Source organism: Zoogloea sp. 1C4 (assembly GCF_009469605.1).
Lineage (GTDB): Bacteria > Pseudomonadota > Gammaproteobacteria > Burkholderiales > Rhodocyclaceae > Zoogloea > Zoogloea oryzae.
Map to the genome: position 1 here is coordinate 1 of NZ_SSXU01000017.1, position 14,423 is coordinate 14,423.

Annotated in this window: 11 protein-coding genes and 1 pseudogene; 8 read left to right on the forward strand and 4 right to left on the reverse strand. The window is 69.3% G+C overall.

Annotation, left to right across the window (positions count from 1 at the left end):
• Positions 1 to 128 precede the first annotated feature (128 nt).
• Positions 129 to 326 (forward strand): annotated as a pseudogene (locus tag GH681_RS17255) (transposase domain-containing protein); the annotation flags it as partial.
• A gap of 819 nt (positions 327 to 1,145) precedes the next feature.
• Here the strand turns inward: GH681_RS17255 and GH681_RS17260 are convergent.
• Positions 1,146 to 1,934, reverse strand: a complete 789-nt coding sequence (locus GH681_RS17260) for a hypothetical protein (RefSeq protein WP_153162781.1) — start codon at positions 1,932 to 1,934, stop codon at positions 1,146 to 1,148.
• 177 nt (positions 1,935 to 2,111) lie between these two features.
• Here GH681_RS17260 and GH681_RS17265 point away from each other — a divergent pair, with 177 nt between their 5' ends.
• Complete coding sequence (locus tag GH681_RS17265; protein ID WP_153162782.1) at positions 2,112 to 3,071, forward strand: alpha/beta fold hydrolase; 960 nt, start codon at positions 2,112 to 2,114, stop codon at positions 3,069 to 3,071.
• A 40-nt stretch (positions 3,072 to 3,111) separates the two neighbouring features.
• Here GH681_RS17265 and GH681_RS17270 read toward each other — a convergent pair whose 3' ends face one another.
• A complete protein-coding gene (locus GH681_RS17270) occupies positions 3,112 to 4,026 on the reverse strand; it encodes a LysR substrate-binding domain-containing protein (protein WP_153162783.1) in 915 nt (304 codons plus the stop codon).
• 124 nt (positions 4,027 to 4,150) lie between these two features.
• Between GH681_RS17270 and GH681_RS17275 the strand changes: the two genes are divergently transcribed.
• The 4 genes from GH681_RS17275 to GH681_RS17285 are packed head-to-tail and all read left to right on the forward strand — an operon-like array spanning position 4,151 to position 6,298.
• Positions 4,151 to 5,371, forward strand: coding sequence for an MFS transporter (locus tag GH681_RS17275; protein WP_153162784.1), 1,221 nt, complete (start codon positions 4,151 to 4,153; stop codon positions 5,369 to 5,371).
• A complete protein-coding gene (locus GH681_RS23985; protein WP_255425195.1) occupies positions 5,368 to 5,490 on the forward strand; it encodes a hypothetical protein in 123 nt (40 codons plus the stop codon). Before GH681_RS17275 ends, GH681_RS23985 begins: the two co-directional genes overlap by 4 nt.
• 25 nt (positions 5,491 to 5,515) lie before the next feature.
• Positions 5,516 to 5,734: a hypothetical protein gene (locus GH681_RS17280; RefSeq protein ID WP_153162785.1), complete on the forward strand. Its 219-nt coding sequence runs from the start codon at positions 5,516 to 5,518 to the stop codon at positions 5,732 to 5,734.
• Between the two features lie 9 nt (positions 5,735 to 5,743).
• Complete coding sequence (locus GH681_RS17285; protein WP_153162786.1) at positions 5,744 to 6,298, forward strand: hypothetical protein; 555 nt, start codon at positions 5,744 to 5,746, stop codon at positions 6,296 to 6,298.
• 53 nt (positions 6,299 to 6,351) lie between these two features.
• Here the strand turns inward: GH681_RS17285 and GH681_RS17290 are convergent, their stop codons facing one another.
• Entirely contained in the window at positions 6,352 to 7,242 is an 891-nt protein-coding gene (locus GH681_RS17290) for a LysR family transcriptional regulator (RefSeq protein WP_153162787.1), read from the reverse strand.
• A gap of 102 nt (positions 7,243 to 7,344) precedes the next feature.
• Between GH681_RS17290 and GH681_RS17295 the strand changes: the two genes are divergently transcribed.
• Together GH681_RS17295 and GH681_RS17300 are read left to right on the forward strand one after the other, a co-directional pair.
• On the forward strand, positions 7,345 to 8,451 hold the full coding sequence (locus GH681_RS17295; protein WP_153162788.1) for an alkene reductase: 1,107 nt from the start codon (positions 7,345 to 7,347) through the stop codon (positions 8,449 to 8,451).
• Positions 8,448 to 9,464, forward strand: coding sequence for a zinc-binding alcohol dehydrogenase family protein (locus tag GH681_RS17300; RefSeq protein WP_153162789.1), 1,017 nt, complete (start codon positions 8,448 to 8,450; stop codon positions 9,462 to 9,464). Before GH681_RS17295 ends, GH681_RS17300 begins: the two co-directional genes overlap by 4 nt.
• Before the next feature lie 46 nt (positions 9,465 to 9,510).
• Here GH681_RS17300 and GH681_RS17305 read toward each other — a convergent pair whose 3' ends face one another.
• On the reverse strand, positions 9,511 to 14,250 hold the full coding sequence (locus GH681_RS17305) for a PAS domain S-box protein (RefSeq protein WP_153162790.1): 4,740 nt from the start codon (positions 14,248 to 14,250) through the stop codon (positions 9,511 to 9,513).
• Between the last annotated feature and the right edge of the window lie 173 nt (positions 14,251 to 14,423).

A 14,423-nucleotide genomic window follows, 5' to 3' on the forward strand; every position in this document is an offset into this window, starting at 1 on the left:
TTCCTGCAGGCTCTTTGATTATGCGCAGCCGGTATGGGCGGGGCGCCGCGGATCGGGCGGCCCGCCGCCGGCGACTCAGCATAATCGCGGACTGGACATAATTGCGCTTATGTCGAGTTCAGCATAACCGAAAGAACTGGCTCTTCGCCGGGTCGCTGCGCGCTGGCAAACGGGCGGCGGCGATCATGAGCCTGATCCAGTCCGCGCGCCTGAATGGCCACGAGCCCTTCGCCTATCTGAAGGACGTCCTCACCCGACTGCCGACTCAGCCTCAGAGCCGGATCGGGGAGCTGTTACCGCATCGGTGGAGGTCGGCGTCAGCCTGAGGCACGGTCAAGAGGGGATCGCCGGGGGCTTACCCACAACCAGACTAGAACACCGGGCCGGCTTCTAGCGGCGTGCGAGGGCAGGAAGGCTTTCCGCTGTTTAGCGTGACGTTGGCGGGGTCGCGCCCCCGCAGGCGCCCTACTTTCTTGCTTCGCCAAGAAAGTAGGCAAAGAAGGCGACCCGGCTTCACCGGTCGGCCGTTGGCCGACTCCCCTGCGCTGCTCGAAGTGGGCGGCCGGCGCGGAACTCGCCGGCGTTGCCGGCTCAGTTGGGTAGGTCAGGTTAGCGCAGCGTAACCCGACGCCACCTTTGCCTCGGCACGCGCCATCGTTCGGTGCAGGCTCCTCGCGATGGTCCGCGGTTTCTTGATCCAGACTCGTTGAGCGCCCATCGCGCAACGTCGGGTTACGCTGCGCTAACCCGACCTACCCAGAGAAGAACGCCACTCGACAAAAAATCCATGCCCCAACAGAAAAGGCTCGGTGCTTCCGAGAAGCCCGTCTGAACCGCCGAGCAGCGGAGAAGGGGGCGGGGCCTTCCGGCGCGGCTGTCTGAGCCGGCAACGCCGGCGAGTTCCGCGCCGGCCGCCCACTTCGAGCAGCGCAGGGGAGTCGTTCGCGCAGCGGACGACCGGTGAAGCCGGGTCGCCTTTCTTGCCTACTTCTTTGGCGAAGCAAAGAAGTAGGTCGCCCGCCGGGGCGACTCCCGGCCAATTCCTGCCAACCGAAGCCACCCTGTAGGTCGGACTTCAGTCCGACATCACGGCCGCACAAACCTCGGTTTGTCGGACTGAAGTCCGACCTACAGCACGCAAAACCTCACCCCTCAAAATACGGCAACAACGCCTTCGCCGCCTCGATCCGATGATCCGCACTCGCACCCGGATCATTCATCACCGCCATCAGAAAACTCTTCGGATCGACAAACCCGCTCCCCACCGCCAACCCGATGTGCGGCGCCGAGCCGGGCACGGCGGGTGGTTCCATCACCAGCCCAGCCACCGGGCCGATCGGGGCAGGCACCACCGGGCCGCCGGGTTCGAGCACCGTCATCGCCCGCACGAAATCCGCCGCGCCGATCGACTTGAAGCCGGCCAGAAGATCGGCCTGGCGCTCCGGGCTGGGCGCCATGTCGAGCCAGGTCTCGTCGGCGAACATGCCGCCCATGGCCGGATCGATGAAGGCCGTCCAGCGGCCATCGCCCGCCGCCTGGGCCGGGGCGAGGGGCACCAGCCGCGCCGACGACGACGGCAGCAGGCTCACCAGCGCTGCCGGCACGTCGGCCAGGAAGCGCGCCTGCAGGCCGGCGAGGAAAGCCTCGGCCCGCTCCAGCGGCACCGGGTCGGCCAGCGAGAACCACACCCGGAAGCCCGCGCTGCCCGCCACCGACACCGCCGGCGCGGGCAGCTCCAGCTCATTCACCACGCCTTCGCACAGGGCCGCCACCGGCGCCCAACCGGCTGCCGGGGCGATGCCGATCACCATCGTCCACACCCGCGCGTCCGGGCTCACCAGATCGAGGGCGAAGCCCGCCTCGGGCAGCGGGTCGGGCAGATCCTGCCCGGGCCGGCCAAACAGGCGCTGCAGTTCGGCAATCAGGGAATGCATGCTCATCCTCCTTCAGGAACACATCGACGGGGCGCAATTTACAAGCGCGCCCCGGGCTTGCAAAGGCCGCCGGCCGCATTCTTTGGCCGCATGCAAGCCATGCAGACGAATCGTTTGAAGCCACCGGGCCCAGCCCCTACCATTTCTTCCATCGAATCAACGCCCCGGCGCAGCCCCATGGACCCGAACACCCCATCCGCCCAGCCGATCTCCTTCACCGCCAGCGACGGCTACCTGCTGCGCGGCTTCTGCTGGCGCCACGCGGACGGCGACGCCCGCCGGCCAGTGGTGATCATCAACCCGGCCACCTCGGTGCGCTGCCGCTATTACGCGCGCTTTGCGGCCTTCCTGCACCGCCACGGCTTTGACGTGGTGAGCTACGACTACCGGGGCATCGGCGAATCCCGTCCGGTGCGGATGCGCAACTTTGAAGCCGGCTGGATCGACTGGGGCCGGCTCGATTTTGAAGCCGCGCTGCAATACGCCTTCGCGCAGTTTCCCGGCCAGCCGGTGCAGGTGGTGGCCCACAGCGTCGGCGGCTTCCTGATCGGGCTGGCCGAATCCAGCCACCGGGTGTCGCGGGTGTTCACCATGGGCGCCCAGTACGCCTACTGGCGCGACTACGCCCCCACCCGCCGGGCCGGGCTGCTCTTCAAGTGGCACGTGGTGATGCCGGCCCTCACCGCCGTCTTCGGCTACTTTCCCGGCGGCCGGCTGGGCTGGCTGGAAGACACCCCGAAAGGCGTGGTGCGCGACTGGACCGCCCGCCATCCCCGCTTCGAGGACATCTGGCGCCGCGGCGGTGCCCGAGTGCTGCCGGACGCCGAGCGCACCGAGCTCGTCCGCCGCTTCACCGCCGTGCGCGCCGACACCCTCGCCCTCAGCGTGTCCGACGACGAGTTCGGCACCACCTCGGCCATCCAGCGCCTGCTCGGCTACTACCAGAACAGCCCGCGCACCCACCTGCACCTGCGCCCGGACGCCATCGGGCAGCAGGCCATCGGTCACTTCGCGTTCTTCCATAGCCGCTTCGAGCACGACCTGTGGAAGATCCCCCTCGAATGGCTCCGCCACGGCCGCCTGCCGCCCGCGCCCAAAGGGCAGGTAGTGGGTGAATGGGGAGTGGGTAATGGGTAATGGGTACTGGGGAGTAGGGGCCGCGCCCACTACCTACTTCCTACTTCCCACTACCCCCCGCTGCCTCCTCCCGCACCCACGCCACCACCGCCGCCACCTCGGGCCGCAGCGGCGCCTCGGCGTGCAGCAGCCAGAAGGCGTGCTCCGGGTGCGGCCCCGGGCGGGGGATCGTCAGCCGCACCAGCCGGCCGTCGGCCAGCATCGGCGACACCAGGGGCAGGCGCCCCAGCGCGATGCCCTGACCGGCCACCGCCGCGTGGACCAGCTGGTCATACACGTTGAAGCGCAGCACGCCGCGGGGCTTGGCGCCCTCCCATCCGAAGCGCGCCAGCCATTCGCTCCACTGCAGCCACGGGCGGAAGGGGCCGTCGAACTCCAGCAGCACCTGCCCGGCCAGCACCTCGGGCGAATCCAGCGCGGTGAGGCCCAGCGACGGGTGCGCCACCGGCACGATGGTTTCCTTCAGCAGCAGCTCGGCGCCTTCCGGCATGGCGCCCGGCGCGCCGTAGCGGATCGCCAGGTCGATGCCCTCGGCCTTCAGGTCCACCGCCCGGCTGTTGGCCGACACCCGCACTTCGATCTCCGGGTGGCGCTGCAGGAAGTTGCCCAGCCGCGGCATCAGCCACAGCCCGGTCAGGCCCATGGTGGAGGTGATCGTCACCATGCGCCGGCCGCTGGGGCCTTTCAGCTCGCCCACCACGTCCTGCAGCTGCTGCACGGCGCTGTCGGCACTGCGGAAGAGCCGCTCACCCTCCGGCGTGAAGGCGATGGAACGGTGCCCACGCACCAGCAGCTTGATGCCCAGCGCGTCTTCCAGCGCGTGGATCTGCCGGCTCACCGCCGACTGGGTGAGGCACAGATCCTGGGCCGCGAGGGTGATGCTCATCCGCCGCCCCACCGCCACGAAGCCGCGCACGAGATCCAGCGAAGGCAGCCGAACAAGCGGTGCTGACATTCCGATTCCTCATCCCAGTTGATCGAAAAACTCGTTTGAGCCGCAGGCAGCGCCCCGCTTTAATCAAGGCACGGCGCGAAGCACGCGCCATTGTGGATTCACCAACGGAATGCGAGCAAGCACCATGACCGATCACTCCAAGCCCGGGCCCGCGTGGCTCGCCAACCCCTGGCTCATCGTCATCGCCGGCGGCCTCATCATGGGGATGGGCCTCGGCGTGCGGCACGCCCAGGGCATCTTCCAGCTGCCGATCATCCTCGACCAAGGCTGGTCGCGGGAGGCCTTCGGCTTCGCCATCGCGCTGCAGAACCTCATCTGGGGCATCGCCCAGCCCTTCACCGGGATGATCGCCGACCGCTTCGGGTCGCGCCGGGTGCTGGCCGGCGGGCTGCTGTGCTACGCGGCGGGCCTGCTGGCGATGTCCCAGGCCGGAAGCCCCGCCGCCTTCACCCTGTCGGCCGGGCTGGTGGTGGGCGTGGCCCTGTCGGGCACCGCCTTCGGCGTGGTGTATGGCGCCATCAGCCGCCTGATGCCGGCCGAGCGGCGCAGCTGGGCGCTGGGCGTGACCGGCGCCATCGGCGGGCTGGGGCAGTTCGTGCTGGTGCCGGCCTCGCAAGGGCTGATCGAAGGGCTCGGCTGGGCCGGCGCGCTGGTGGCGCTGGGCATCGCCTGCGCGGTGCTGCTCCCCTGCGCCGTTCCGCTCCATGACCGACCCGCCGCCCACGCCGCCCGCCAGAGCCTCTCCGCCGCGCTGCGCGAGGCCTTCGCCCACCGGGGTTTCCTGCTGCTGGTGGCGGGCTTCTTCGCCTGCGGCTTCCAGCTCGCCTTCATCGCCTCGCACCTGCCGGCGTATCTGATCGACCGGGGCCTCACCGGCAACCACGCGGTGGCCGGGCTGGCGATCATCGCGCTGGCCAACGTGGCCGGCACCTATGTGTGCGGCTGGCTGGGCGGCATGGCCCGGCGCAAGCAGCTCCTGGCCGGCATCTACCTGCTGCGCGCCGCCGCGATGGCCGCCTTCGTGCTGCTGCCCATGAGCCCCGCCAGCCTGTATGGGTTCTGCGCGGTGATGGGCTTTATCTGGCTCGGCACCGTGCCGCTGACCAGCGGCATCGTGTCGCAAGTCTTTGGGGTGCAGTACATCACCACCCTGTTCGGCTTCGTGTTCTTCGGCCACCAGCTGGGCGCGTTCTTTGGCGTGTGGCTGGGCGGCTACGTGTTCGACGCCACCGGCTCCTACAACCTGATCTGGCTGGTCAGCATCGGGCTGGGCGTGGTCGCCGCCCTGCTCCACTGGCCCATCGACGACAGCGAGATCGTCCGCCCCGCGGTGGCCACGCCATGAAGCTGCTGCCCATCGTCACCGCGCTGCTCCTCGCCGCGGTGATCGCCCTGGCCTGGTCGGGCTGGACCAACCCGGCCCACGTGCTGAACCTCGTTGCCGGGCTGGCCTTCTGCCAGTAGGCAGCGCCCAACCGGAGGAATTGCCATGAAAGCCCTGCACCCCACCCACGCCGCCGTCAGCCTGCCGGCCGCGGGCTTCCTCACCCACTGGCTCAACACCCTGCGCGCCCGCCTCCACCGCCGCCCCACCGACGACTACCCCCTCACCCCCGCGGCGCTCGCCGACATGGGGCTGAACGAATCCGACCTGATGGCGATCCGCAGCGGGTTGTTTGAGGGGGACGGGACGCGGCGGGGGCGGTGAAGCATCGGCATGGCGAACAGATTGACCAGCTCGGGTGGCAGGCAGCCGGAAGCGGCCTACAATTTCTCGCAACCCGCCACCCACCCGCCGAGGCTGCCCATGCACATCTCCCGGCCAAACCGTGCCCGCCTTGAAGGCCTGTTCCTGCTGGTGTTCTGTATCGCCATCCCGCTCGCCCTGCACATCACCTTCAGGGGCAGTCATTTGGACACCGGCGGCGGCGAGCACAGAACCTACTGGATCGACCCCATCGGCACCACGCTGCCCTTCGTGGGGCTGGCGGCCCTGGTCATGCGCCGCACCAGAACCCTCGCCGACCGCTCACCCCTCCCCACCTATCTGGGCGGCGCGCTGGGCTGGCTGGCGATGATGGGGTTCTCGCTCTACCTCGCCAGCCTTCCCACCGGCCCGGACAGTTCGTCAACCATGGGCGTGGCGATCATCTTCACGCCCCTCTTCTACCTGCCCTACCTGCTCCTGCCCTACGGGCTCGACCTGCTGATCAGCTCAACCACGCGCGGCAAGGCTTCCGACAACGCGGGCGACAGGAACAGCGGAACCTGAACCCGCCCCCCCCGCCAGCGCGACCGGCACAGCTGCGGGAGACACAGCCCAGGTCAGCTACCCCCAAACCCCACCTCCAGCCAGTCCAGCAGCGCCTTGATCCGGGCCGGCTGGTAGCGTCGGCTGGGATAGGCCACGTACAGCGGGGTGCGGTCGTAGATGGCGTCGGGGAAGAGGTCGACGAGGCGGCCGGCGTCCAGGTCGGCCTGCACGTCGATGCGGGATTTGTAGGCGATGCCGTGGCCGGCGACGGCCCATTGGCGGACGAGGGCGCCGTCGTCGGCGGCGCGGTCGCCTGTCACCACGATCTCCCGGTGCTGGCCGTGGTGGAACAGGCGCCAGCGGTTGAAGAGCTCGCCATTGCGGTAGAAGCAGATGCAGTTGCGCCGGGCCAGCGCCTCAAAGCTTTCGGGGTGGCCGTGGCGGGCGAGGTAGTCCGGCGAGGCGACCAGCACGCGGCCGTTGTCGCACAGCTTGCGGCCGACGAGGCCGGAATCCTCGCTGAGGCCGTAGCGCAGCACCAGATCGATGGGATTGCGGTAGAGGTCGATGAGCCCGTCGGAGAGATGCATCACCAGCCGCACCTGAGGGTGGCGCTGGCGGAAGGGTTCGAGGAGCGTATCGAGCCGGTCACGGCCCAGGTCGGAAGGCGCGCCCAGGTGGATGTCGCCGGAGAGCTGCTCGCGGCCCTGGCGCAGCGCCGAGAGGCCCTCCTCCAGCGCCAGCTGGGATTGCTGGCAGTAGGCGAGGAAGGTCTCGCCGGCCTGGGTGAGCCGCAGCGAGCGGGTGGAGCGCTCGATGAGCTGGCTGTCGACCCGCTGTTCGAGCCGTTTGATGGCGGCGCTGGCAGCGGCGGGGCTCATGCCCACGGCGCGGCCGGCGGCGCTGATGTTGCCGAGTTCGGCCACGCGGATGAAGAGTTGCACGTCGGGCAGGTGGAGCATCTTCAAATCTCGTTTGATATTGCGTCAAAGGATAGACCAATTATCAAAGCAGATCGCCCGCCCTAGACTTTCGGCCATCTTCCCCAACTGAGTGTTGCCGCCATGACCTCTCCGCTTTTCGAGCCGACCCGCATCGGCGACCTGCCCCTCCCCAGCCGCATCGTGATGCCGCCCCTCACCCGCGCCCGGGCGGCCCAGCCGGGCAACGTGCCCACCGCGATGAACGCCGCCTACTACGCCCAGCGGGCGAGCGCCGGGCTGATCATCGCCGAGGCCACCGACATCTCGGCGGACGCCAAGGGCTATTCCCTCACCCCGGGCGTGCACAGCGCGGCGCAGATCGCCGGCTGGAAGCTCGTCACCGACGCCGTGCATCGTCAGGGCGGGCGGATCTTCCTGCAGATCTGGCATTGCGGCCGGATGTCCCACGTGGATTTCCACGGCGGCGCGCTGCCGGTGGCACCGTCGGCGGTGGCCTTCCCGGGGCAGATCTGGAAATCCGGGGAGCATGGCGAGGGCGGCATGGTGGCGTGCCCGACGCCCCGCGCGCTGGAAACCGCCGAGATCGCCGGCATCGTGGCGGATTTCCGTCAGGCGGCCATCAACGCCATCGAGGCCGGGTTTGACGGGGTGGAAATCCACGCCGCCAACGGCTACCTGATCGACCAGTTCCTGCGCAGCACGTCCAACCAGCGCAGCGACCAGTACGGCGGCAGCCGCGAGAACCGCCTGCGCTTTCTGCTCGAAGTGACCGACGCGGTGACCGGCGCCATCGGCGCGGCCCGCACCGGCGTGCGCCTGTCGCCGCGCAACCGGGCCAATGGCATGGACTGCCCGGACAGCATCCCCACCGCCGTCGAGGCCGCTGCCCGGCTTGCCGAGCGCGGCGTGGCCTACCTGCACACCAACGAGCCCGGCGACGACAGCCCGGAAGCCACCGAGGTGCGCCAGCAGCTGCGCGCGGCCTTCCCCGGCCCGATCATCGTGGCCGGCGGCTACACCCGGGAGCGCGCCGACGCGGTGCTGGCCAGCGGCGACGTGGATCTGGTGGCCTTCGGCAAGCTCTTCATCGCCAACCCGGATCTGCCCGCCCGACTCCAGCACGGCTGGCCCCTCAACACGCCGGAGCCCGCCACCTTCTTCGGCGGCGACGCCCGCGGCTACATCGACTACCCCACCCACACCGCCACCGAGGAGCAGCCCGCATGAAAGCCGTCGGCTACCAGCAACCCGGCGCCATCGACCGCGCCGACGCCCTGATCGACATCGAGATCGCCCGCCCGGTGCCCACCGGCCGCGACCTGCTGGTGGAGGTGCAGGCGATCGCGGTGAATCCCGTCGATACCAAGGTGCGCAGGAGCGCCGCCCCGCCCGAGGGCGAATACAAGGTGCTGGGCTACGACGCGGTGGGCATCGTCCGCGAGACGGGGCCGGACGCGACCTTGTTCCGCCCCGGCGACGCGGTGTGGTACGCCGGCGCCATCGACCGCGCCGGCAGCAATGCGGAGTTCCAGCTGGTGGATGAGCGCCTCGTCGGCCGCAAGCCGGCCAGCCTTTCCCCGGCCGACGCCGCGGCGCTGCCGCTCACCGGCATCACCGCCTGGGAGCTGCTGTTCGACCGCCTGCAGGTGCCGCTGGCCGGTGAAGGCCGGCCGGGCACGCTGCTCATCGTCGGCGCCGCCGGCGGGGTGGGCTCGATCCTGATCCAGCTGGCCCGCCAGCGCACCGGGCTCACCGTGGTCGGCACCGCGTCGAGGCCGGAGAGCCGGGCCTGGGCGCTGGCGCTGGGCGCCCACCACGTGATCGACCACCGCCAGCCCTTTGCAGCGCAGATCGCTGCCCTCGGCGTGCCGCCGGTGGATTACGCCATCAGCCTGACCCACACCGACCAGCACTTCGCGCAGCTGGTGGACGCCCTGGCGCCCCAGGGCAAGCTGGCCCTGATCGACGACCCGGAGCCCATCGACGTGCGCCTGATGAAGCGCAAGAGCCTGAGCCTGCACTGGGAGCTGATGTTCACCCGGCCGCTGTTCCACACCGACGACATGGACGCCCAGCACCGCCTGCTGAACGCCATCGCCGATCTGGTGGATCAGGGCGCGATCCGCAGCACGGTGCAGGCGAAGCTCGGCCCGATCTGCGCGGCCAACCTGCGCAAGGCCCACGCGCTGCTGGAGAGCGGCACGGCGGTGGGCAAGATCGTGCTGGAAGGGTTTGCGTAAGCCGCAGCCCGGCGGGCCGGGCCAAAACCCGGCCCGCCGGCCGCGGTCAGTCTGACGGCTTGCTGGCGCCCCGCCGCAGCCAGCGCAGGATGGTGGTGAACAGCCGGTCGGGCTCGACGGGCTTGGAGAGGAAATCGTCCATCCCCGCGGCCATGCACTGGGCGCGATCTTCGGCGAAGGCGTTGGCGGTCATCGCGACGATGGGTACCGTCTCGCGGCCGGGCAGCAGCCGGATCCGGCGGGTGGCTTCGAGGCCGTCCATCTCGGGCATCTGCATGTCCATCAGGACCAGGTCGAAGGGCGCGTTGCCGAGCATGTCCACCGCCACCGCGCCATTGCCGGCGATCGCCACGTCCAGCCCCGCGTCGAGCAGGAACAGGCGCGCGACCTCCTGATTGACCGGCTCGTCCTCCACCAGCAGCACGTGGGCGCCGGCAAAATCGCGACGCAGGATCACGTCGGCCTGACCCGCCTCGGAGGGCAGCGCCGCCTGGGCATTCACCGCCCGGCCAACCCCCACCCAGGCGGTGAACCAGAAGACGCTGCCGACCCCCTGGGTGCTCTCGGCGCCGGCCTCGCCGCCCATCAGCTCGGCCAGGCGCCGGGTGATCGCCAGCCCGAGGCCGGTGCCGCCGTACTTGCGGGTGTTGGAGGCGTCGCCCTGCTCGAAGGCGCCGAACAGCTTGGGCAGCACTTCGGGGGGCACGCCCACGCCGCTGTCACGCACCTCGACCCGCAGCTTGATGCGCCCGTCGCGCCGTTCGAGCACCCGGGCACCGAGGGACACCGTGCCTTTCTCGGTGAATTTGACCGCATTGCTGGCGAGGTTGAGGATCGCCTGGGTGAAGCGGGTCGCGTCGCCGCGCACCAGGCTGGGCAGGCTCTCGATGTTGAGCTCCATCCGCAGGCCCTTGGCGCTGACCCGCTCGTTGAGCATCGAGGCCACGCCCGAGACGATGCTGTCGAGGGCGAACTCGCTGTCTTCGAGCAGGAACTTCTCGGCCTCGATCTTGGAGAGATCGAGGATGTCGTTGATGACGCCGAGCAGATGCTGGGCGGCGCTGTCGATCTTGTCGAGCTGCTCGGCCTGCTGGGCGCTGACGCCCTCGCGCCGCATGATGTGGGCCATGCCCAGCACGGCGTTGAGGGGCGTGCGGATCTCGTGGCTCATGTTGGCCAGGAAGGCGCTCTTGGCGCGGCTGGCGCTTTCGGCGGCGTCCTTGGCCAGGGCCAGCTCGCGGGTGCGCTCCTCGACCAGGCTTTCCAGGTGCAGGCGGTAGCGTTCGAGCTCCTGCTCGATGCGCTTCTCTTCGGTGATCTCCCGGTTGATGCACAGGTAGTGGGAGATGCTGCCGTCGGCCCGGCGCACCGGCGAGATCACCGCCCACTCGACATACACGTCGCCGTTGCGGCGGCGGTTGATGAGCTCGCCGCGCCACGAATCGCCCCGCGTGAGGGACTGCCACATCTGGCGGAAGACCTCCGGCGGGGTCTGCCCGGACTGCATGATGCGCGGGTTCTTGCCGCGCACTTCGTCGAGGGTGTAGCCGGAGACCTGCTCGAAGGCGGCATTGACGTACAGGATGCACGCGTCGAGATCGGTGAGGACGATGCTGCCCGGGTTCTGCTCGACGGCCGTGGACAGCATGCGCAGCTGCTCCTCGGCGAGCTTGCGCTCGGTGATGTCGGTGGAGATGCCGCACAGGGCGTAGATGGTGCCGTCCTCGCGGCGCAGCGGCAGCTTGACCGACAGGAAGCTGCGGGTCTGCCCGCTGTTGACGTCGCGATTGGTCTCCTCGAGTTCGATCCGCTCGCCACCGGCGATCACCCGGCGGTCGTTCTCGCGCAGCCGGGCGGCGGTGGGGCTGTCGAAGAACACGTCGTCCGACCTGCCAACGACCTCCTCGCGGTCGGCGCCAAACAGCGCGCACACCTCGCGGTTGGCGTAGGTGTAGCGATAGTCCACGTCCTTGATGTAGATGTAGGCGCCCACGTTGTCGAGGATGGTGGCGAGCATCTCCTCGCTCTGGCGGCGGCGCTCCTCGCCGAGGCGGCGCTCGGTCACGTCGAGCACGATGCCGATGTAGCTGATCAGCCGCGCCTGATCGTCGAACACCGGCTGGCCGCGGCACAGCAGCCAGCGGGGCGGGGTGTCGGGCGGCAGCATCACCCGCCATTCGGTCTCGAAGGCCGCGGCGGTCTGGCGGGCCTCGGTGACGACGGAGATGACCCGGTCCAGGTCGTCCGGGTCGATGGTCTGCCACCAGGTTTCGGACGACGGGATCACCCCGTCGGGCGGCAGGCCGTAGAGCGCCCACAGTTCGTCGGACCAGAAATGGTTGTTGCTGTCGATGAACCATTCCCACGAGCCGGCCCGGGCGGCGTCGAGGGCCAGCCGCAGACGCCGCTCGCTGGCCCGGAGCAGCGCTTCGGAGAGGCTGCGCTCGGTCACGTCGGTGACCGTGACGAGGATGTGCTCGACCCCGTCCAGCGACAGGCCGGCGAGGCTGATCTCGACGGCCAGCTCGGAACCATCCTTGCAGCGGCCGAAGAGGTTGCGCCGGTTCATCAGCGTCTGGGCCTGGCCCGGCAGGGCGCGGAACATGTCGCGCTGGATGGCGTGGTTGACGCGCAGCTGGTCGGGCACCAGCTGCTCGACCAGCGCGCCGGTGAGTTCGCCCGGCAGGTAGCCGAACATCCGCTCGAGGGCCGGATTGACCAGCACCATATGGCCGTCGCCCGACACCACGGCCAGGCCGTCGACGCTGGTGTCCCACACCTGGCGGAAGCGCGCCTCGCTGTGGGCCTTGGCTTCCTCGGCCCGGTGCAGATCGGAGATGTCGGTGAAGGTGAGCACCGCGCCGGCGTTGCGGCCGTTCTCGTCTCGGTAGGCGTCGATCTGCATCAGGTAGTGGAAGCCACGCTGATGAACGTGCTCGACGGTGGACTCGCTGCGCGCCACCACGCCCTCGACCCACTCCCGCAGGCGCGGCAGATCGAGATAGCACGGCACACCATACAGAAACTGCCCGATGTCGTTGGGCAGCAGGCCAAAAATGCGCGAGGCCAGCGGGTTGAAGCGGGTCACCCGGCCATCCCGGTCGACCACGATCAGGCTGGTGCGGATGGAGTTCTGGATGTTGCCGAGGGTGGCGTTGAGGCGGGCGTACTCGACCGACTTCACCTGCAACTCGTCGTTGAGGCTGGTGAGCTCCTCGTTGGTGGCCTGGAGTTCTTCGTTGGACGCCTGGAGCTCCTCGCCGGCGGATTGCAGCTCCTCGTTGAGGCACTGGAGTTCTTCGTTGGAGGCTTCGAGCTGCTCGATGACCGCCTGCAGGTGCTCGCGGGTGTCGGCGAGTTCCTGGCGCAGCCGGCCGATCTCGTCGGCCGCCTCGCCCGGCGGCAGCACCTCGACGACGCCCGTGGCGCGCACGGTTGGCGTGGTCCGGGTTTCCTCGAAGCCGATCAGGAACGCCCACTGGGGATCGGTCCCGCCGCTCTCGACGCGTCGCACCACCGGACGCACCTTCAGGGTCTCGTCGCCAAAGCGCACCAGGGTGCCCAGGCCCTGCAGCTCCTGGAGCTGCTCCTGGCGCATCCGGAAACACAGGGCGCGCAGCTCGCTGCGCAGCTCGGGCAGGCACAGGCCGAACACCGAGAAATCGGCGCTGCCCGCCGGCAGGGTGAAGTAGCGCCGCGACGCACCGAAGAAATGCAGCGGCTCGAAGCTCGCGTCGATCAGCACCGCCGGCGGCCCGTAGGCATCGAGCAGCACCTTGCGGCTGACATCCACCAGCGATTCGCGCCGCACCGCACTGGGCGGCCGCGGAACCACCGGCCGGGCCGGCGCCGCCAGGTGGGTGACGTGGGGCCGCGCCACCGGCAGCGCGCAGCTGCGGTAGAGCTTGCCGCTGGCGTCCAGCGACTCGAAACCGTCGCCGTCGGGGCCGACCGACTCGGACTTGCCCAGCAGCAGCAGCAGGCCGCCGGGCTTGAGGGCAAAGTGGAAGCTGCGCAGCAGCTCGGCCTGCCGGCCCGGCTTGAAGTAGATCAGGATGTTGCGGCAACTCACCAGATCCATCCGCACCAGCGGCGGATGCCCGACCAGATCGTGCACCGAGAAGACGCACATCTCGCGCAGCTGCTTGGCCACCCGCCAGCCATCGCCCTCGGCGGTGAACCAGCGGGCCAGCCGCTCCGCCGACAGGCCGGCGACCTCCGCCGCCGAATACAGGCCCGCCCGGGCCACGTCGAGGGCTTCCTCGTCGATGTCGGTGGCGAACACCCGGATGTCCAGCTGGCTGAAGCGTTCGCCGAGGATCTCGGCGAGCACGATGGTGATCGAGTAGACCTCCTCACCGGTGGCGCAGGCCGGCACCCACACCCGCAGCGTGTCGCCCGCCTGCTTGCCATCCACCACGGTCTGCAGGGCCCGGGCCAGTTCGGTGAAGACTTCCGGGTCGCGGAAGAACGACGACACCGAGATCATGAAGCTCTGCTGCAGCCGGTCCAGCTCGTCGGCGCTCACGCACAGGTGCGCCAGATAGGCGTCGAGCCCGGCCATGTCGAGGGCCCGGCAGCGACGCAGGGTCTGACGAAGCAGCGTGCTCTCCTTATAGCAGCGCATGTCCACGCCGCTCTCGCGGGACACCAGGCTCAGGATGGCCTGGAAGGCCTGGGCGTCGTGGCCCTCGGCGCCGCCGGTATCCGGTTCGGCCGGCTCGCCCGCCTGGGCAGCGGATTGTTGATCGAACTCTGGGGAGCTTTTCTTCGTTTCGTCGGTCATCTGTTCACCGGACCATGAGCCACCACGCTCAGACAGCCATGTTAAGCCGAAGCCGCGCCGGTCGACTGCGTTTTGTGCGGTAGTTGACGCAATTCGGCACAACCGGCGCGGCCGGTCAGAAAGCACGTGCGGTCCTTGCGAAAGCAGCCCGGACGTTCCATGATGAAATCACC

Excerpts from the sequence above, each read along its gene's own strand:
- GH681_RS17275 (WP_153162784.1), top strand. The coding sequence starts at position 4,151 with ATGACCGATCACTCCAAGCCCGGGCCCGCGTGGCTCGCCAACCCCTGG.
- GH681_RS17280 (WP_153162785.1), top strand. The coding sequence starts at position 5,516 with ATGAAAGCCCTGCACCCCACCCACGCCGCCGTCAGCCTGCCGGCCGCG.
- GH681_RS17295 (WP_153162788.1), top strand. The coding sequence starts at position 7,345 with ATGACCTCTCCGCTTTTCGAGCCGACCCGCATCGGCGACCTGCCCCTC.
- GH681_RS17290 (WP_153162787.1), bottom strand. The coding sequence starts at position 7,242 with ATGCTCCACCTGCCCGACGTGCAACTCTTCATCCGCGTGGCCGAACTC.
- GH681_RS17305 (WP_153162790.1), bottom strand. The coding sequence starts at position 14,250 with ATGACCGACGAAACGAAGAAAAGCTCCCCAGAGTTCGATCAACAATCC.
- GH681_RS17285 (WP_153162786.1), top strand. The coding sequence starts at position 5,744 with ATGGCGAACAGATTGACCAGCTCGGGTGGCAGGCAGCCGGAAGCGGCC.
- GH681_RS17300 (WP_153162789.1), top strand. The coding sequence starts at position 8,448 with ATGAAAGCCGTCGGCTACCAGCAACCCGGCGCCATCGACCGCGCCGAC.
- GH681_RS17260 (WP_153162781.1), bottom strand. The coding sequence starts at position 1,934 with ATGCATTCCCTGATTGCCGAACTGCAGCGCCTGTTTGGCCGGCCCGGG.
- GH681_RS17265 (WP_153162782.1), top strand. The coding sequence starts at position 2,112 with ATGGACCCGAACACCCCATCCGCCCAGCCGATCTCCTTCACCGCCAGC.
- GH681_RS17270 (WP_153162783.1), bottom strand. The coding sequence starts at position 4,026 with ATGTCAGCACCGCTTGTTCGGCTGCCTTCGCTGGATCTCGTGCGCGGC.
- GH681_RS23985 (WP_255425195.1), top strand. The coding sequence starts at position 5,368 with ATGAAGCTGCTGCCCATCGTCACCGCGCTGCTCCTCGCCGCGGTGATC.